Origin of the sequence: Nostoc sp. (assembly GCF_036917195.1) — a bacterium.
GTDB lineage: Bacteria > Cyanobacteriota > Cyanobacteriia > Cyanobacteriales > Nostocaceae > Nostoc.
In genome coordinates, this window is the sequence record NZ_JBALDG010000077.1 from 227,449 (window position 1) to 245,650 (window position 18,202).

An 18,202-nucleotide genomic window follows, 5' to 3' on the forward strand; every position below is an offset into this window, starting at 1 on the left:
CTAGTAGCTTTTGAAATTTTATTCATTCATTATGAAGTTCGCGTGTTCTAATCTTTTAGTAGACTTACGAAAGTGCGCCTACACAAAAGACTTCAAGTCAGTTTTGGCAAACTTTTTGAGAACAAAGGGAAAAACAAACTTATGGGACTTTTCGATCAAATTCTTGGTGCCGTCACTAATCCCAATCAACAGGGCAGCTTAGGTCAACTGGGAGGTATTATTAACACTGTACAACAGTTGAGCGATCGCACTGGTACAGACCCGTCTACCATCCAATCAGTTTTGTCTATTGTGGGTGGTCAAGTACGTTCTGCTTTACAAGATAAGCAAGCCACAGATGGTAATGAAGCTACACAAACTCTAGTGAATCAATATGCTGGTACTTCACCTAACCCCGAAGCCGTCGATTCGCTGTTTTCTCCTCAGATACAACAACAAGTAGCTGAAGTTGCTGCCCAGCGCACTGGATTGGATGCTGGTATAGTTCAACAATTGCTACCTTTAGCAGTACCTTTGGTGCTAAAATTTTTGCAATCAGGTGCCAATGCTCAGAATCCCCAAGCTGGCGGCAATCCTGTACTGAATTCTTTCTTGGATGCTGACGGTGATGGTGATGTGGATATCGCTGATGCCATCCAAATGGCTAGTCGGTACATGAGACAGTAAAACTTTGTAACTCCCCATTTGCTTAGACATCGGCAATTAGGGCTTGCTAGATATTTAGCTAAGATATAGTTTGAGAAGATGGGAAATTTGCAAATATAAATCAGATTGCAAGTAAGTGAGGTACAAAATCCAGGACTGATTTATCAGATATAAAGAATTTCTACCTCTTCCCTCCTGCCTTCTGCTGACGCTTGCGGACTCGCTACCGCTGCGCTATCCTACCTCAAAACCCGTAACTTTGTACTTCATGCAAATGAAAACTGCTGTAAATCAGACAGTCTATGTCTAAATTTTTTGACTGTATTACTGACAAACTGCAAGACTTTATTGCTGCTCAACACCTTTTCTTTGTTGGCTCTGCACCTTTGAGTCCTACGGGTCATGTTAACCTATCTCCTAAAGGTTTAGAATGCTTTCGCGTCCTCTCTCCCAACCGAGTAGGTTATGTAGACCTGACAGGCAGTGGTAACGAAACATCAGCCCATTTGCAAGAAAATGGGCGGATAACCTTCATGTTTTGCGCCTTTGAAGAACCTGCGTGTATTCTGCGTCTTTACGGTCAAGGAAAGACGATTTTACCGAGTTCTCCAGACTGGGACTCCCTCTATTCTCTGTTTTTGCCGATACCTGGAGCTCGTCAAATTATCGTCGCTGATATTGAACAAGTACAGACTTCCTGTGGTTTTGGCGTACCACTTTATGAATATCAAGGTCAGCGCCAGACTTTAGTAAATTGGGCCGATAAAAAAGGTGAAGAGGGAGTTCGAGAATTTCAACAGCAGAGAAATCTCGTCAGCATTGATGGTTTAGCGACACCACTAAGTGAATTACCGTAAATTTGACAAAAGCGGACTTTGGGACATGAGTCATGGATTATTCAATTTGTCCACTCACACAGGAAGATGAGCCTTTTCTCTGGCAAATGCTTTATGAAGCAGCGCCTATGGAAAAGAAAGATAATTTGACAGTGCAGGATGTGTTAAGACCCTTTTGGATTGGTATCACCACCAATTATTGCTTGGAACAAGTTTCCTAGTAAAGAGAAAAACGCCGAAACTAGCACTACCAGCATCAAACTAGCAAGGGCAGCAAAGGGAGAGATGATGAATAAGAGTAAGAGCGCAAGCATCAAAATCGTTAGTAATGTCTTATTCATCTTTTTTCACCTTTAATAGTTGCTATTCTCAAGCTAACCAACTAAGTCATGAACTTGACCACAGTCAATAGAAGGAATTAGTCTTAGTTCTCTGGTTAGATTTTGTAACCAAATGGAGTGCCAAAGTTTAATTTATAAATCAAGAATCTGTCACCTGCCCTCTGTTAGACTTAACCTGTCCGCGCTTAGTTTTATAGTCAAGGCGCTTTCTTTGAGAACTGCGAGTTGGTTTCGTGGGTTTGCGTTTTATCGTCACTACAACTGCGCTTTGAATAAGTTCTTGAAGTCGTCTCAACGCTGACTCCCGATTGTTCTCTTGGCTTCGGTGTTCCTGCGCTTTGATTACGACAACTCCTTCCTGGGTGATGCGTCGATCATTCAGCTTTAAAAGCTGTTGTTTATAATAATCCGGTAATGATGAAGCTGCAATATCGAAGCGCAAGTGAATTGCAGTAGAAACCTTATTCACATTTTGGCCTCCCGCTCCTTGCGAACGAATCGCACTAATTTCAATCTCACTCTGTGGGATAATAACTTTGTTGGAAATTTGTAGCATTACTCACAAGACAAAAGAGGAACTTGTAAATTTGAGATAAAAATCCTTTACTCTGTTTGTTCAGAAAAATCTATTACTACGTCTTGGTCTTCATTGTTGTTCAAATTCACCTCTAAAGTCTGTCCTTGTATTGTAACTTTATCACCCGGTACTAGTCGCCGTCCTCGTCGGGTTTCCAGCATACCGTTTACTTGGACATCACCACCTTGAATCATCAGCTTGGCTTGCCCTCCAGTTGGCACTATACCCATCAACTTTAAAAATTGATTTAACTTAATTGTGTTGTCTCTGATTTTCTTCATAGTAAATAAAACTACATCACCTTAATTGTATCGTGGCGTTATCAAGCCAAAGCGTAAATCTGTTGCAGCACATAATCAGCTATAGCAATCCTATTTGATTTGCTCTCCATTCACAGGCTTAGACCCCCGACTTATTGAAGAAGTCGGGGTCTTTTTGTTCTTAACTCATTTAGGATTGCTATAATAACAATTCTCTAAGAGACTACACAAAATCAAGCTTGGTTAGACTTGGGGAAAATCCCCTTGTTCTATGCAATCTCACAGTAATCGGTATAAGTACAGCATTTCATTAATTTGTAGCGAATTAAATTTGGCAATACTCTGCAATGCCAATGCGTCGCCTGACAATGCCAATGCATCGCCTGACAATGCCAATGCGTCACTTGACAATGTTAATGCATCGCCTAACAATGTTAATGCATCGCCTGACAATCTCAATGCGTCGCCTGACAATGCCAATGCATCGGTTTACAATCCCAATGCGTCGCCCTGCATTTAAAACGCTACGCTTTTACGCAAAACTTTATTAAAGAATGTGGATTTACAGCAGTTTTCATTGACATTGAACCACATATGTTGTGAGGACACAGCATTGCTCATAGGTGTCAACTTAAGCACAAACTTTTAAAACCTTGTTAAGAGCCTCTGGCTAGAAATACTCCTCATTGGGCTGCTTTACCGCAAGTCTTGAGGCAGCAGCCCTCCCATTAGGCATTCCCAGTCTGGAGACTCTTAACGAGACACGACTGTATTCTCTCTTCTACCCAAGGGATGCAAGATCAGGTGTGAGTCAATGCACCTTATGTTTCGACCGATTCTCTCGGTTAGTTACGAGCTACTTCCCCTTGTGGCTAGGGTAGTTGACTATCTATAATGTTGATCGACAAAACTGCCAGATATAGGTGAACAAACTAGTCTGGAAGGTTCTTTTAGTGTGTTCAGGGGACTGGATCTATGATTAAGCTCGGTTTATTAGTACAGTCCCAGAATAACTCTTTGGGTATAGGAAAAGTTACGGAAATATCTGATGCCAATGCGATTGTTGAGTATTTCTGCTCCATAGGGCAACGTCTCCAAAAAACTTTGCCTTTAAATTCGCTCTCTGAAGTCAGGCTTGAACCCCAGGCTCGATGCTATATCAAGTCCCAAACCCAGGATAAATGGATAGTTGGCAGAATTTTCATCTGGGATGAAGACACAGAAATGTATCAAATTGATTTACCAGATAAGAAAACTGCGATCGCATCTGAAGAAGACATTTACGTTCGTTGCAATTTACCCAACACAGACCCCATCGAAACTCTGGCGATGAAGGGTCACGAAACGCCCTACTTCCACGACAAAAGATTGGCTTTCGTGAAATCCTTGATTCAGCAACGCGCTGTGAGTCGCGGGATGACGGGACTGATTTCGGCAAATATTAATCTTTATCCTCACCAAGTTGAAGTAGTCAGGCGGGTACTGGAAGACCCAATTCAACGCTACTTGCTAGCAGACGAGGTGGGACTCGGAAAAACTATCGAAGCGGGTGCAATTCTGCGTCAATTCCTCCTCGATGAGCCGAAAAAAGGTGCGGTGGTATTAGTTCCGCAATATTTGCTCAAACAATGGCGCCAGGAGTTAGAAAACAAGTTTTACATCTCCCATTTTCCCAAACGGGTAGCGGTGCTAGCGGTTGAAGATATCCATAAAATCAACCTGAAAGCGAGGATAGGCTGCTTAATTTTAGATGAAGCCCATCATATCGCAGCAATGGCGACCTCTAAGGATGCAACATTGCGCCAGCGTTTTGAGACTTGCAAAGAACTTGCTCATAAAAGCGATCGCTTACTTTTATTATCTGCCACTCCTGTTCTCAACCATGAGCAGGATTTTCTGGCCATGTTGCACTTGCTCGACCCGACAACCTATAAACTTGGTGATCTAGCAGGTTTTCGTGCCAAAGTTGAAAGTCGTCAGCAAATTGGTAAAGTTCTGCTTTCTTTTAATGAAGGTGCAGAGCCTCTTGTTCTCAAAAGTAACTTGCAGCAACTGCGAAACCTCTTTGCTGAGGATAAGTATTTATTAAAGCTGGCGGATGATTTAGAAAATTTACAAACAAATTCTCCTGAGCAAGACCAAATAGTGCAAGCGATTCGCACTCACGTTAGCGATACCTATCGACTACACCGACGAATGCTTCGCAACCGTCGCGCTGCGGTGGAAGATGTCATATTTGACCGCAATTTTACGCCGAAAGAAGAGTATGATTTAGACGAGCGATCGCCTGATATCCACGAACTGCTAAATCAATGGCGTAGTGTTGCTCCTGGTGAAAAGCAATATCAGCGAATTTTTATGTTGTTATTTCTAGCTTCTGGTACTTGGTTAAAGATTTTAGAGCAGGTAATTACCGCGCGTTTAACTGGTAAACCTGATTCTAAACTCATCCAGGAGTTTAAAGAAGATGATATTCGCCTATTAACTACAACCCCCAAATTCTCAGGGGAAGAAGAGATTCTGCAATCCTTACTAAAAATTATTCGTCAACCTCAAGAGGACGGAGAACGGACGGAAAATTTGAAAACAGTGCTGTTGAATCAGCTAGGTACGTACTTCAAAATTCCCGCAAATGTTCGGAAAAATCAAAACGAATTCATCACGAGGATACAGCAGAGAATCAAGAGACCAATTACTGGGGATATTCTGCCCAAATTTATTGTATTTACCAGTTTTGTGCAAACTTGTGGCGAAATTGTCCGGTATTTGTCTGATACCTTTGGTGACCAGACAGTAGCTAAACATCAATTTGGAGAATCACCAGACAAAGTTGAGGAAAGCTTAAGTAAGTTCAAGAATAACCTAAACTGCTTTATTTTAGTATGCGATCGCTCTGGAGAAGAAGGACGTAATCTCCAGTTTGCCGATTGGTTAATTCATTTTGACCTTCCTTGGTCGCCTAATCAATTAGAGCAAAGAATTGGCAGACTTGACCGGATTGGCAGCAAAATTGGAGTCCAATCCTGTGCCTTGATTGGCCCCTATTTGCCAGATAGCCCTCACAATGCTTGGTATCAAGTATTGAAAGATGGGTTTGGTATTTTCCAACAATCAATTGCCAGCTTACAGTTTTATGTGGATGAGAAACTTACAGAATTAGAAACAGTTTTGTTTCAATCAAGTGCGGCTGGATTGTTAGAAATGATTTCACCAATTCAAGAGCAAATCGAAGCTGAAATAGCAAAAATTAGCGAACAGAATGCTCTAAATGAAATTGATGCTAACGATGAAATTGCCACCCAGTATTTTCAAGATTTAGATAATTACGATGCTTGCCATCTAGAAATTAAACGAGCAATTGAAGGCTGGATTTGTGATGCATTGGGATTCAGGGTACTCAATAACCCAGATTCATCAGAGATCCGACGTTATCAACCGACAACGCGGACATTGGTTCCCATAAATGAGTTAAAAAACCGTTTTGCTGATAGTTATCTAGACCAGTTTGGTACTTATAATCGCAGGGTAGCAAATCAGAATTCTGGTATTAAACTCTTTCGGATTGGGGAAGGATTTGTCGAAGCACTCTTAAACTATATAAACTGGGATGACCGAGGTGAAGCCTTTGCAATGTGGCGCACTGATGCATCTTGGGATGCTAAAGAAGGGAAGGAGTGGTTTGGTTTCCAATGCAATTATGTAGTTGAGGCAAATTTAAGAATCGCCAAACAAGTTTTACTAGATTACAAACTAGATAATTCTCAATTCAAAAACTTGCAGCGACGTGTCGATGCTCTATTTCCGCCAATTATAGAAACTATCTATATTGATGGTCGTAAGGAGCCAATACATGTTGTTGAGGATAAAGCAATCTTAGGTATCCTGCAACGTCCATATAAAGATAAAAACAATAATCAAGGACGAGATTACAATCTGGCAAAAGAGCGCTTAGGAATTATTGACGATTTTGTTGACTCAAGTAAATGGCAAAATTTTTGCTATCAAGTGCGGAATACTTCTTCGGAATTACTTTCCAATCGTCCAGATTTTATTGACTTGTGCCAAAGTTGTGCTAATGTTGCTGAAAAGAAATTAGGCAATAGAGTAGAACAATTACGCCTACGCCTGAACCAGCAAAGTTGGGATAATGCATTAGCTGAAGAATTGAAGATAGAAACTGCTTTAAATGCAGCCATTCTAGAGGGAATTCGTCAGCCTCAGATTCGGCTTGATTCTGTCGGTTTTATTATTGTATCGGGGCGATCACTTGTGCAATTTGAGTGATATTATATTATCTACGGTTAAATAGCCTTAGTAAGTGTACTAACCCTACCCCTTAGACGGGGTGGGGTTTTTTAGGACTTCTAAATAAGAGTTGATAAGTAACTCAACCAAATAAAATATCAGACTTCTCTCCTAAGTGCCTGGTGTTGGGATTTCCTATCCTGCTATCAAAGTTGACTCAGTGTGCCGCAACCGATTATTTTTTGGATTACGAGAAGATGCTATTGTCTACATCTCTAGTCAAGCTGCCTATAAATATCTACCGCAGCACAATTAGATTTATGCAGAAATTGCCCGTCAAGTTCCCAATGCTCAGTTTATGTGCCTTCGCTCTGGGATTTCTCAAGAACGTCTGAAACGGGCATTCGCAGCTAATGAAGCCACTTAAATGTAAGTGCTGTATTAAAATCCTATTTGATTCTTGAATAAGCTCTGTAAGTAGGTAGGCACGATAAAACCGATATATGTTTAGTTTTGTAAAAACGGTGAAATAACGTATTTATCAGGTATGTGCTGAATTTATATTTCGTTACATATTTAGAAATTTTCCCGCCCACTTATTTATATCTGTGGTTCAATTAAATGAAAACTGCTCTAAGAAAATTAATGATATTTTTGACTTTACCTGAAAAATAAGTAAGTATTAACACTAATGATACTGAAACGAAGTGATTATAGTGAAAGTCGAAAATGAAACGTTCAAATCGCCTTGCTTGGATGGCAGCGATCGCAGTAGCTGCGATCGTTTTACTTAGTTTGATCGCGGCTCCCAATAATACTAAACTTAACATTGGCTCTACTTATAACCGCGCCTCTGATGGCTATGGTGCTTGGTATGCTTTTATGCAACAGCAGGGAATTTCTATCAAGCGCTGGCAAAAGCCTTTTAGTGACATTCAGCCAGAGAACAGCCCAGTTACTGTTCTACAGGTAGGCGGCTATCCAAGAAAGACAATACTGGATAGTCAAGAGCGTGAATGGGTAGAAAAAGGAAATACTTTGGTAATTTTGGGTGCGGGAGCGCGGGTTACAAAAGCGGAGTTTAGCACTATGCAAAAATCTCCCCAAGGTGATATCAAAATAGATACGCGTAGACGATATCAGAAAGCTAACTCCAAGCAAGTTGATTTAGGCGATCGCTTTGGTGCTGTTGTCTGGGAAGAAAATTACAAAAAGGGAAAGGTGATTTTTTCTACCACTCCTTATTTAGCCGCCAACGCTTACCAAGATTATTTAAGTAATTTTAAGTATCTAGCCAGTTTGGTTACTGAAAAAGGTAACACAATATTTGTCGATGAATATATTCACGGCTATAAAGATGCCGATATCAGGAAGAAAGAAAGTGAAGGAGATTTATCTAGCTTTTTTGCAAAAACTCCTTTATTTCCAATATTAGTGCAAGTAAGTATCTTGCTAGTGGTGCTAATTTGGGCACAGAATCGCCGCTTTGGCAAGCCAGTAGCTTTAGATACACCACTTGTAGATAACAGCGAGGCATACATCCAAGCTTTAGCAGGAGTCTTGCAGAAAGCTGATACCACCGACTTTGTTGTAGAGATGGTAGGTAAACAAGAACAATTACAACTCCAAAAAGCCTTGGGATTAGGACAAGTACTTTTAGAACGTCAAGCCTTGATCAATTTCTGGATAGAAAAAACAGGCACAAGTGCAGCAGAACTAGATACAGTCTTAAAGCTACAATCTCGCAAACAACCCATCACTGAACGAGAACTGTTAAGCTGGTTGGGGAAATGGCGAAGCCTGCGGGGAATTCAAAATTTGTAATGACGCTCTCTACCAGACGCGCAAGGGACGCGGATTCGCTAACGTAATTCGTAATTAATTTTTTGGAATTATGCATAATATTTCTGCATTGGTTATTTATCAATAAAAAATATGAGCGAAACTCATCCTATCTTAATTCGCCTTGGTCAAGGTCTTAATCAAGTAATTGTCGGACAATCTAGTCTAATACAACAACTTTTAGTTGCATTGCTAGCGGGTGGACACGTAATTTTGGAAGGAGTACCGGGAACTGGTAAAACCCTCCTAGTAAAAGTGTTGGCGCAGTTAATCCAAGGGGAGTTTCGCCGGATTCAACTAACACCAGATGTTTTACCTTCAGATATTACTGGTACAAATATTTTTGACTTGAATAGCCGCAATTTCACTTTAAAAAAAGGGCCAATATTTACCGAAGTGCTGCTAGCAGACGAAATCAACCGTACTCCTCCCAAGACACAAGCGGCGTTACTTGAAGCGATGGAAGAGATGCAGGTAACGCTAGATGGTGAAAGTTTGCCCTTATCGGATTTATTTTGGGTGATTGCAACCCAAAATCCCTTGGAATTTGAGGGGACTTATCCCTTACCAGAGGCGCAGTTGGACAGATTTTTATTTAAGCTGGTGGTAGATTACCCCGATCAAGCTGCCGAAAAGCAAATGTTACTCAATCGTCAGGCGGGTTTTGCAGCACGGCGTTTGGATATTAGCCGTTTGAAACCAATAGCAACAGTAGCCGAGATTTTGCAAGCACGACAAGCAGTCAAAGAAGTTAAAGTATCAGAAGCGATCGTTGATTATTTGTTGGCGTTAGTCAGAACATCGCGTCAATATCCCGATTTAACTTTGGGTGCATCGCCTCGCGCCGCTGGTGCTTGGTTGCAGACATCTCAAGCCCTAGCGTGGTTAGCTGGAAGGGATTTTGTAACGCCAGATGATGTCAAAGCAGTTGCATCACCGCTGCTACGTCATCGCCTCATTTTGAAAGCAGAAGCGATGCTGGATGGTTTACAAATGGATGCGGTAATTGCGTCGGTAATTAATCAAGTACCAGTTCCAAGGTGAAAAAAGGCGTTGTTGAATGCAGGGATGAATAGATTTATTTGCGATTGTGGCAGTTATTGTAATTTGGAGAAAGTTTTCCTACCAAAGACCAACGCTGTAGAAAGGGCTGGGTGTCGAGACACAAACAATTTCGTTCACCTCATCACTACTCCCCACTCTACACCCGCCCTGAAATGGTTTGTTTGGTAACGGAAAATTATTTGTAAGCAGCTTACCGTAGACTACAGTAAACCAGTAGCGAGTTAAGTTGTTTCCCACTTCGCAATGTTTGTTGTTAAACTTATACTGAGTCTTTTTTTTACGAAAATATAAAATAATACTTAACCAATGGTAGATGCCAAAATCGATGAAAATACAGTGATAATTAAATTGCTAATTCTCATTTGCTTCCTTTTGCTTGCATTATCTTTTGCTTATATAATTTTGATACTACCTTTACATTAGCCCTTAATTTTAAGTGTGGGATAATACATGTTATACTTCTTCGTTAGACAATGCGTAGTCTTATGCTTGGTATTAAACAAAAACTTCATCAAAATTACTGACTTAACACTTTTGAGTAAAAATTAATAGAGTAGAATAACTGAATGTAGCTTAGATATTTTTAAAATTAAAAGCAGGATTTTTTAATGATCAGCTTAAGTAATTCGGAAAACAGCACAGTTAGCAGCACAGCAGCCACTAATAGGCTGGCAAGGGCGATCATGGTTTCTAGTGGGGAGTTCTCACTGATATTAGCTTGTTGTAACAGTGTCGAAAGGCAGCAGCAAGTGCTAAATGTGTTAATAGAATTTTCATCAGCAGACATCCAAGAAATCCTGCTTTCACCTGCGGCTGACACATTATATGCAGCTATTACAACTACAATTGGTACTACTCAACCCGAAGCTTTGATGGTACGGGGTTTAGAGTCTGTAGTGGAAATTAACCAATTAATCATCAGTACCAATATTATGCGAGATGAGTTTCGGAAACAGTTTCGGTTCCCGTTGGTGTTGTGGGTCAATGACGAAATTCTCTGCAAGCTAGTGTGGCTAGCACCAGATTTAAAAGACTGGGCAGCCAGTACTATTAGATTTGATATACCTCACAATCAGTTAGTTGAATCTGAACAACAAGCCATCAGGGCTTAATATTGCCTGAGATTGCATTCAAAATCTTGTATCCGCTAGTTTGAGCTGAGCATAACCTAAGCTATGCTTCTGTCGCATTCTTTTCTAAAATTACTTCTATTGAACCCTCGCTTGTAAAGGTGAGGTGAAAAACTTTGCAAGACAGCGTTGTGGATTGTCTTCTCCAACGAATTTCTCATCTAATGAAGCCCTAAGCTTCTAAGTTCTTACTTGATTGCCGTAGGACTATAGGGCGTCTTATTAAGTGCATTTTTATCCAGAATTTGTATAAGGAACAAACAATCACTACAGCAGCGTCTGTCTTTATAGCTGTTTCAGAAGAGAGAGACTAAATTAATTTCAATTGGTGAAGTTATAGGAATTATAAACTTTATTGTATATTCTTGCTTGGATACTATTTATGAGTTCTATAACTCTTGACTAACATCCTTATATTACTATGAAATTCATGCTGAAAGATTACTTTAACCCCAATAAAATGCGAATTTTCACTGCTTTAATTTTGACTGGAATTTTGTCTGTTGCTAGCAGTATAACACTCATCAAAGATGCTACGGGCGCTACTGCAAAGTTTTCGTTAGAAACAAGCAATGAAGTTCTCAAGGACAATATTAAACCAAACCGCTTGCCACGTCCAGTAGCTAACGCGGTACTGCAAGATTTAGGCCGCAGACAGGGAATTTCAACCAGACAAGTGCAAATTATTGATTATAATCAACAGACTTGGCGTAATGGTTGCTTGGAACTGCCTCAACCTGATGAACTCTGTACCCAAGGGTTAGTTCCTGGTTGGCGGCTTGTGGTGTCCAATGACAAACAAAACTGGATTTATCATACCAATAATAACGGGCGATCGCTACGTTTAGCTTCGACAAATACTTCTTCAGATAAATTACCTGCATCTGTAAAAAATGCTGTTTTGCAAGCCGCCTCCAAACGTTTGCAACAGCCGATTTCTCAGCTAACTATCATTCAGGCTCAACAGCGAACTTGGAAAGATGGCTGTTTAGAATTACCTAATGCTGATGAATTCTGTACCCAAGCTTTGGTATCAGGTTGGCGGGTGGTTGTTGGTCAAGGTGAACAAACCTTGGTTTATCATACCAATCAAACAGGTTCTGCAATCAGGCTGAATCAAAAGGCTAGCTCAAGTCCACTGACCCCTGTGCGAATTCCAGTCAGCGAGTTACCAGCACCATTAGCTCAATATGTAGTATTTCGGCAAATTTCCAGTGGTGGTTTTGCTGGCAGAACTTATGAGACTGTTTTACTCAAAGATGGGCGATTGATTCGGGTGCGGATTGGTGATGCCAATGATTCTGAGCGTAGTGTTCGCCGCGTTTCTGTGCAACAGGTGCAACAATTTCAGAGCTTTTTAGAACATTCTAAATTTAGTAAGTTCCGGAATCTGAGTTACCCAGCGCCTAGTGGTGCTGCTGATTATATCACCTACACTCTCACCAGCCAACAGGGTACGGTTCAGTACAACGATATTTCTCTAAATAACCTGCCAAAGAGTTTACAGACAATAGTCAAAGCTTGGAATCAGCTCGCAGCCAGCGCCAAATAGTAAACCTCAGTGATCAGATTAAATAGCGATTGTTTTAGCGCTTACAATCGAAACGATCGCTATTCATGCTGATTGTTCATAATTTGATCATGTCTGTAGCAAATGATGAAAAGGTTTGTAAAGTGGTGTGTTGAGTTTTATTCGTGGTGGAATATTCGCCAAAGCAGAAAGCTAGGGTTATTTGCCGTTATAGTTACCTTGAGTGTGGTAGCTACAGTGATGCTATCGTTCCCATTGAACGCTCAAATTAATCTGCCCCGAACGCCAGCATCTGAGTTAAGGGGAGTGTGGTTAACAAATATTGATAGTGATGTATTATTCGAGCGCGATCGCCTCAAGGGATCTTTGCAACGCCTTGACGAACTTAATTTTAACACCATATATCCGGCGGTTTGGAATTGGGGATATACATTGTATCCTAGCAAAGTTGTAGCCAAAGTTATCGGGCGATCGCTCGATCCCACACCCGGACTGCAAGGGCGAGATATCCTCAAAGAAATTGTTGATGTGGGACATCAAAAAGGGTTAACAGTTATTCCCTGGTTTGAATTTGGCTTCATGGCACCAGCGGATTCCCTGTTAGCCAAAAATCGTCCCCAATGGCTCACCAGTCGCAGCAACGGGACTCGGATTGTCAAAGAAGGCCCACATAATCGCGTTTGGCTAAATCCCTTTCGCCCAGAAGTACAACAATTTATTCAAGATTTAATCGTTGAAATTGTTAAAAACTACAATATTGATGGTATTCAATTTGATGACCATTTTGGCTTACCATCAGAATTAGGGTACGATGCTTATACAGTGGCACTTTACAAAAAAGAACACCGTGGTAAAGCTCCTTCCAAAGACTCTCAAGATCCAGAATGGGTGCGCTGGAGAGCTAACAAAATCACCGATTTTATGAAACGGGTATTCAAAACCATCAAAGCCACTAAAAAAGATTGCCTGGTTTCTGTTGCTCCTAATCCTCAACGTTTTTCCTACGATTTCTTTTTAGCAGACTGGCAGAAGTGGGAACGGCTGGGAATTATTGAAGACTTAGTTTTGCAGGTATATCGGGATGACTTGAATGTGTTTATGAGTGAATTAGAGTATCCAGAAGTGAAAGCGGCAAAGAGCCATATTCCAGTGAGTGTGGGCATTATGGTTGGGTTGAAAAACAAATATATACCGATGCAACAGATTCAAACACAAGTGCAAAAAGTACGCGAGCGCAATTTTGCCGGAGTCTCCTTCTTTTTTTATGAAACCCTCTGGAACATGAGCAAAGAAAAGCCACAAGAACGCCAGATTGGTTTACAAAAAATCTTCCCCACACCCGTAGCTTACCCGAATTTACTAGCAGGCTGGAAACCCTTCAGTTGATTTTCGTAACAACTAGAACTTACGCACTGTGATAAAATTGTTCAATCGATTACCAACAGAGCGAGCAAGTTAAAACTCCCAACTGATGGAGCCGACAATTGTTAAAGGTTCACCTCTTTGAAAAAATACTCCAGTTTCGGGCGATCCAAATAGGGGTGTAAGAACATATTCTGTGTCAAATAGATTATGAATATTAATAGCAGCATTAAAACCACCCTTACGGTAATAAATCGCTGCATCGGTACGCAAGTAATCTTCCACTGTATAGGTGTTAGGCAGATCCCCTGGTCGTGTGCCTATATAAAAAAGCCCCAAACCAAATCCTAAACCCTTGAGATTGCCATTCTGGATTTCATAGGTTGTCCAGAGACTCGCTTGATTCTCTGGCACACCCCGCAATCTCTCGCCTATATTAAGAGGATCGGTATCTTCAGTTACTTCTGCATTGGTATAAGCATAAGAGGCAGTCACCTTCAGCCCTGGCAAAATTTCACCTGTGATATCCAACTCAATTCCTCGGCTCCTTTGCTCTCCTATCTGAATTTGGTAGCGATCCCTAGCTCGTTCGGGATCTGGATCGGGTACTAGAACATTTGATTTGGTGATCTGATAGGCTGCTAAGGTTGCTGAAAGTCTATTGTCTAGCAAGTCAGTTTTAATGCCTGCTTCATATTGTGTTCCTCTGGTAGGCACAAACACTTCACCATCAGGTTTTAATCCATTGTTAGGGACGAAAGAGCGACTGTAGCTGGTGTAGAGAGAAATTTCTTTACTAGGCTGATACACCAAGCCGATTCGGGGGCTGAAAGCACTATTGTCCGGGTTTTCTGTAGTCTCCTGTGTGACGTTATTTATAATTTTGCTGTCAACCCAATCGTAGCGCCCACCTACCAATAGCTTCAGGTTATCTTGAAGAGCGATCTGATCCTGAAGGTAAATTCCGTAACTTTGACTATATGAATTGTTATCAAACGAGAAAACGGGTTCGGGTTTTGTCACATTGTAGTTTGGGTTTAAGATATCCAAATTAGGGAAACCACTGACAGAAAAACTTTTATAAGTTTGGGCATTGCGATTGACATCGAAGCCGAGCAAAAGTTGATGCGAAATCGAGCCTGTATTAAACTTGCCAAGCAAATCGGCCTGTCCAAAATAGTTGTCTATTGTGAAATCACTATCTGCACCTCCTATCCCTTCTAAGAAACGATCATCGACTAATGCTCCCGCTGAATTACCTTCATCTATGGTTCTACTAGCAGATACAGAAAAGTTGTTGCGAATCTGCCAATTGTCGCTGAACTGATGTTTGAACGTATAGCCAAATTTTTCGGTGGTTATATTTATGAACGAAGTGTCAGAATAGCCAATATAGAGATTCTGAGGTAGGAAGCTACCATCACTCAAAGACCCAGTGTAAAGCTGGGAAGGATTTGCAAAGTATTTATTGTATTCATAGTATAAATTCAGGTCTGTCCGATCGCCCAATTTCCAAGTGATTGAGGGTGCGATCGTCAGCAGGTATGAGTTAGTAAAATCTTGATAACTGTCCGAGCTTTGATAGCCGACGATCAAGCGATAGAGCAGGTTTTTTTCTGTATTCAATGGACCAGAGAAATCGATGTTGGGTTGATAGAAACCAAAACTTCCTGCCTCAAATCCAATCTTGTAATAAGGTTCACTTAGGGGTTGTTTTGTGATAAAGTTGACAATCCCACCAGGTTCCACGGCTCCGAACAGAACCGAGGCCGGTCCTTTGAGAACTTCTACTTGCTCAACAGTCTCTATTCCTGTTAGGGAGTAGCCATTATTATCGCGAAAGCCGTTTCGGAAATTTCCTTGCTGGTTAAATCCTCTGATAATAAAGCTTGGTGCTGAAGTAACACCCTGGTAGAAATCGCCAGTCACAACGCCGCTGACCGTTTCTAAAGCTTCAATTGGATTTCTGACATTACGGTCTTCCAGCAGCTGTTGGGGTACAACCTGAATTGATTGCGGAATGTCACGCAAGGGTGTGTCGGTTCTTGTTGCAGTCGTAGCCTCTTGTACGCGGTAACTATCTGCCTCTCCTGTCACCACCAACTCAATCGGCTCATCTTGCTGTGCCGCTGGTGATTCTTGCGGTGTACGAGGTGCTGGCTGTTCTTCGGTTTGTGGTGTTTGAGGTGGCTGCTGTGCTGTTGCAGTAGAAGCTACCGCAAAAACTAGCCCTGTATCATCATCAAATAACTCAACTGTGGGCAAAGCTTTCTCACCTACCACCGTCACCCGCACAGTAGTTGCATCAATGTTTGCAACTGTTATTGCAGTAATTCCCGCAAGGGGCTTCTCGGAACGAAACGTGAAAACTTCGCCCGACGGTAAACGCAACTGTCCACCAGATACATCTACAATAAAATTATTACCTGTACTGCGATTTGTGAGTTGTAGTCGAGTGCCAACAGGGGTCTGTAAAATCACCTCTACACCTTTGTCTGTGGCATTTGCTTTAACTCCCGTAATTGATGTAACTTGACTTCCCTGAGAAGGTGTTTGTACTAGTAATGGTTGAGCGTTGGTAATGGGGGTTTTGAAGTCGCTCAATTGCCGGATTTTTCGCTTTCCCCAATTCTCCTTCAAAGGCAAGACTTTAGATAGCCCGGTTTCCCCTTCTTTAAGGGAAGCTACGGGGGATATCTCTCCTGCCCAGGTAGACGGCGCAATCAACAATGAAACCACACTTGCAACCAATGCCAACTTTAGTCGATACGTCATGACTCCCCACACCGCTATCAACAATAATTGTCATAAAACAACATACCGAATAAACGGTGTGCAGTGGAATAGGCAAAAAAGGGGGAGACGGAATATTTTGGGGGCTAGACGGAATATTTTCGTTTTTTGCGGTAATCCTTGGGGTTTAAGCCAAACTGCTTGCGAAAGGCGATCGCAAACGACTTAGGATCGGCATATCCCACCAAATGAGCAATTTGTTTGATATTCATATCCCCGATTTGCAAGAGTTGTCGTGCTTGTTCCAAGCGATGACTGCGGACATAGCTGAATACTGTAGTGCCAAACACCTCCCGAAAGCCGCGCTTGAGGGTACAGTCGTTTAACCCAACCAGTCGTGCCAGTTCTATCAAAGTTGGCGGATTGTCTAGCCGTTGCAATAATAGCTCTCTAGCACGGTGTAATCGCTCTCTGATATCAGGCTTGAGCGAGTGTAGCGGGTGATTCCCATCCCGCATTTCTACCTCCTGAACTACCAGCATCCCCAGCAAATCCAAAACTTTGCTTTCCCAATGCAGCCGTTTAGAAATCCCCCAATAGGGACACTCCAGGATTTGATGCAGTACAGCCTGCATTGTAGGGGTGGTTATTCCGATATGATGGTAGTAAGTTTGAGTATAAGGTCTAATCAGATGCTGCAATTCTGGGGGCAATTCACAGTCGAGATTGCCAGCGAACGAGCGAAATAATTCTGGTGAGATATGAACTCTAACATCTAGGTGCTCTTGTCCTAGAAGTTGATACGTGCCGCCGGGAGCCATACCGCTGCCATAGAAGCCATAGTGCCCAGCCAGGGTAGGAGTGCCACTTGATAACACCCCTCACGTCAGATGAAAACAATACTCTAGGGAATGGGCGCGATCATAACTCGGTGATATAATCTCATTGTGGAAATGGTTGTGGGCGATCGCCAGCCACAATCCATCTCGTAGCTCAATCTCCCGCAAATATCCCTCTCCTAATTCAGAAGGCTGCTTCCAGGTTGCATCCATCAAGTCTGATGGATCAAAGTACTGTGGCGTTTCATTCGCTGCTTCCCAAAGCGCCCAGTAATCTGGCGATGAAATAGTGATGGTCATGCTGGTGTTGAAAGTCAGGTAAATTCTCAATCCAACCCAAGAAAAACCAGCTTAGATGAGAAAGAGTTGCACCTTTATCGAATCACTAATTGGGTATGAAAGGCAAGGGCGATCGCTCAGTTGTAAATTGAGGATGCTCAACACCAACCTATCTTGCAGCTCAATTAGTCGCAAATAACCCTGTCCCAAAGGTTGCGGGTATTTATAAACCACATCCATTGCATCACCGATATCTGGGTGTTGAGAAGTTTCGACAGTCCCCTGAAATAGTTCCCAATAGGCTTCCCGTGAAATAGTGATAGTCATCCTGGCACTTCAATGCAGATAAAAAGCTTCAAGTCTTAATAAAAAATTGTCTTATTAAGCTTTCTTCATCTGATTTTAGTGCCATTCGACTCAGAATATTAGACTTGTCGCTAAATAAGAATAAAAAATTATGAAATGCTATTGTGGATTTCACTCTGGCAATTTATGCAGCCATCAAGTAGAAATTCCA

At 41.7% G+C, this 18,202-nt stretch carries 16 protein-coding genes; 9 read left to right on the top strand and 7 right to left on the bottom strand.

The features are described 5' to 3' along the window. Positions 1 to 141 precede the first annotated feature (141 nt). Complete coding sequence (locus tag V7K40_RS27435) at positions 142 to 666, top strand: DUF937 domain-containing protein (RefSeq protein WP_334965361.1); 525 nt, start codon at positions 142 to 144, stop codon at positions 664 to 666. Between the two features lie 281 nt (positions 667 to 947). Then, entirely contained in the window at positions 948 to 1,502 is a 555-nt protein-coding gene (locus V7K40_RS27440) for a pyridoxamine 5'-phosphate oxidase family protein (protein ID WP_334965363.1), read from the top strand. 143 nt (positions 1,503 to 1,645) lie between these two features. On the opposite strand, the gene V7K40_RS27445 is transcribed toward V7K40_RS27440, so the two are convergent. The 3 genes from V7K40_RS27445 to V7K40_RS27455 form a co-directional block, all read right to left on the bottom strand. After that, on the bottom strand, positions 1,646 to 1,822 hold the full coding sequence (locus V7K40_RS27445) for a hypothetical protein (RefSeq protein ID WP_334797095.1): 177 nt from the start codon (positions 1,820 to 1,822) through the stop codon (positions 1,646 to 1,648). Positions 1,823 to 1,961: 139 nt separating this feature from the next. Further along, a complete protein-coding gene (gene arfB / locus V7K40_RS27450; RefSeq protein WP_334722360.1) occupies positions 1,962 to 2,378 on the bottom strand; it encodes an alternative ribosome rescue aminoacyl-tRNA hydrolase ArfB in 417 nt (138 codons plus the stop codon). Positions 2,379 to 2,425: 47 nt separating this feature from the next. After that, on the bottom strand, positions 2,426 to 2,680 hold the full coding sequence (locus tag V7K40_RS27455) for an RNA-binding S4 domain-containing protein (RefSeq protein WP_334965365.1): 255 nt from the start codon (positions 2,678 to 2,680) through the stop codon (positions 2,426 to 2,428). Between the two features lie 250 nt (positions 2,681 to 2,930). Here V7K40_RS27455 and V7K40_RS27460 point away from each other — a divergent pair, with 250 nt between their 5' ends. The 7 genes from V7K40_RS27460 to V7K40_RS27490 all read left to right on the top strand — a co-directional run bounded on the left by V7K40_RS27460 (position 2,931) and on the right by V7K40_RS27490 (position 13,858). Then, on the top strand, positions 2,931 to 3,179 hold the full coding sequence (locus V7K40_RS27460; RefSeq protein ID WP_334965367.1) for a hypothetical protein: 249 nt from the start codon (positions 2,931 to 2,933) through the stop codon (positions 3,177 to 3,179). Positions 3,180 to 3,634: 455 nt separating this feature from the next. Beyond that, entirely contained in the window at positions 3,635 to 6,943 is a 3,309-nt protein-coding gene (dpdE, locus tag V7K40_RS27465; RefSeq protein WP_334965369.1) for a protein DpdE, read from the top strand. Positions 6,944 to 7,633: 690 nt separating this feature from the next. Further along, positions 7,634 to 8,728, top strand: a complete 1,095-nt coding sequence (locus V7K40_RS27470; protein ID WP_334965371.1) for a DUF4350 domain-containing protein — start codon at positions 7,634 to 7,636, stop codon at positions 8,726 to 8,728. 111 nt (positions 8,729 to 8,839) lie between these two features. Next, positions 8,840 to 9,790 carry a MoxR family ATPase gene (locus V7K40_RS27475; protein ID WP_334965373.1) on the top strand — a complete coding sequence of 317 codons (951 nt, stop codon included), beginning with the start codon at positions 8,840 to 8,842 and terminating at the stop codon, positions 9,788 to 9,790. Positions 9,791 to 10,419: 629 nt separating this feature from the next. Further along, entirely contained in the window at positions 10,420 to 10,923 is a 504-nt protein-coding gene (locus V7K40_RS27480; protein ID WP_334965375.1) for a hypothetical protein, read from the top strand. A gap of 439 nt (positions 10,924 to 11,362) precedes the next feature. Next, entirely contained in the window at positions 11,363 to 12,493 is a 1,131-nt protein-coding gene (locus V7K40_RS27485) for a hypothetical protein (RefSeq protein ID WP_334965377.1), read from the top strand. Between the two features lie 105 nt (positions 12,494 to 12,598). Beyond that, entirely contained in the window at positions 12,599 to 13,858 is a 1,260-nt protein-coding gene (locus V7K40_RS27490; protein WP_334965400.1) for a glycoside hydrolase family 10 protein, read from the top strand. 69 nt (positions 13,859 to 13,927) lie between these two features. Here the strand turns inward: V7K40_RS27490 and V7K40_RS27495 are convergent, their stop codons facing one another. The 4 genes from V7K40_RS27495 to V7K40_RS27510 all read right to left on the bottom strand — a co-directional run bounded on the left by V7K40_RS27495 (position 13,928) and on the right by V7K40_RS27510 (position 18,012). Then, on the bottom strand, positions 13,928 to 16,609 hold the full coding sequence (locus V7K40_RS27495; RefSeq protein WP_334965378.1) for a TonB-dependent siderophore receptor: 2,682 nt from the start codon (positions 16,607 to 16,609) through the stop codon (positions 13,928 to 13,930). Positions 16,610 to 16,713: 104 nt separating this feature from the next. Continuing rightward, positions 16,714 to 17,445 carry an AraC family transcriptional regulator gene (locus V7K40_RS27500; protein WP_334965380.1) on the bottom strand — a complete coding sequence of 244 codons (732 nt, stop codon included), beginning with the start codon at positions 17,443 to 17,445 and terminating at the stop codon, positions 16,714 to 16,716. A 3-nt stretch (positions 17,446 to 17,448) separates the two neighbouring features. Continuing rightward, on the bottom strand, positions 17,449 to 17,706 hold the full coding sequence (locus V7K40_RS27505) for a hypothetical protein (RefSeq protein ID WP_334965382.1): 258 nt from the start codon (positions 17,704 to 17,706) through the stop codon (positions 17,449 to 17,451). Between the two features lie 51 nt (positions 17,707 to 17,757). Beyond that, positions 17,758 to 18,012 carry a hypothetical protein gene (locus tag V7K40_RS27510; protein ID WP_334965384.1) on the bottom strand — a complete coding sequence of 85 codons (255 nt, stop codon included), beginning with the start codon at positions 18,010 to 18,012 and terminating at the stop codon, positions 17,758 to 17,760. Positions 18,013 to 18,202: the final 190 nt, after the last annotated feature.

Excerpts from the sequence above, each read along its gene's own strand:
- V7K40_RS27435 (WP_334965361.1), top strand. The coding sequence starts at position 142 with ATGGGACTTTTCGATCAAATTCTTGGTGCCGTCACTAATCCCAATCAA.
- V7K40_RS27485 (WP_334965377.1), top strand. The coding sequence starts at position 11,363 with ATGAAATTCATGCTGAAAGATTACTTTAACCCCAATAAAATGCGAATT.
- V7K40_RS27510 (WP_334965384.1), bottom strand. The coding sequence starts at position 18,012 with ATGACTATCACTATTTCACGGGAAGCCTATTGGGAACTATTTCAGGGG.
- dpdE (WP_334965369.1), top strand. The coding sequence starts at position 3,635 with ATGATTAAGCTCGGTTTATTAGTACAGTCCCAGAATAACTCTTTGGGT.
- V7K40_RS27490 (WP_334965400.1), top strand. The coding sequence starts at position 12,599 with ATGAAAAGGTTTGTAAAGTGGTGTGTTGAGTTTTATTCGTGGTGGAAT.
- V7K40_RS27495 (WP_334965378.1), bottom strand. The coding sequence starts at position 16,609 with ATGACGTATCGACTAAAGTTGGCATTGGTTGCAAGTGTGGTTTCATTG.
- V7K40_RS27440 (WP_334965363.1), top strand. The coding sequence starts at position 948 with ATGTCTAAATTTTTTGACTGTATTACTGACAAACTGCAAGACTTTATT.
- V7K40_RS27480 (WP_334965375.1), top strand. The coding sequence starts at position 10,420 with ATGATCAGCTTAAGTAATTCGGAAAACAGCACAGTTAGCAGCACAGCA.
- V7K40_RS27455 (WP_334965365.1), bottom strand. The coding sequence starts at position 2,680 with ATGAAGAAAATCAGAGACAACACAATTAAGTTAAATCAATTTTTAAAG.
- V7K40_RS27470 (WP_334965371.1), top strand. The coding sequence starts at position 7,634 with ATGAAACGTTCAAATCGCCTTGCTTGGATGGCAGCGATCGCAGTAGCT.
- V7K40_RS27460 (WP_334965367.1), top strand. The coding sequence starts at position 2,931 with ATGCAATCTCACAGTAATCGGTATAAGTACAGCATTTCATTAATTTGT.
- arfB (WP_334722360.1), bottom strand. The coding sequence starts at position 2,378 with ATGCTACAAATTTCCAACAAAGTTATTATCCCACAGAGTGAGATTGAA.
- V7K40_RS27445 (WP_334797095.1), bottom strand. The coding sequence starts at position 1,822 with ATGAATAAGACATTACTAACGATTTTGATGCTTGCGCTCTTACTCTTA.
- V7K40_RS27505 (WP_334965382.1), bottom strand. The coding sequence starts at position 17,706 with ATGACCATCACTATTTCATCGCCAGATTACTGGGCGCTTTGGGAAGCA.
- V7K40_RS27475 (WP_334965373.1), top strand. The coding sequence starts at position 8,840 with ATGAGCGAAACTCATCCTATCTTAATTCGCCTTGGTCAAGGTCTTAAT.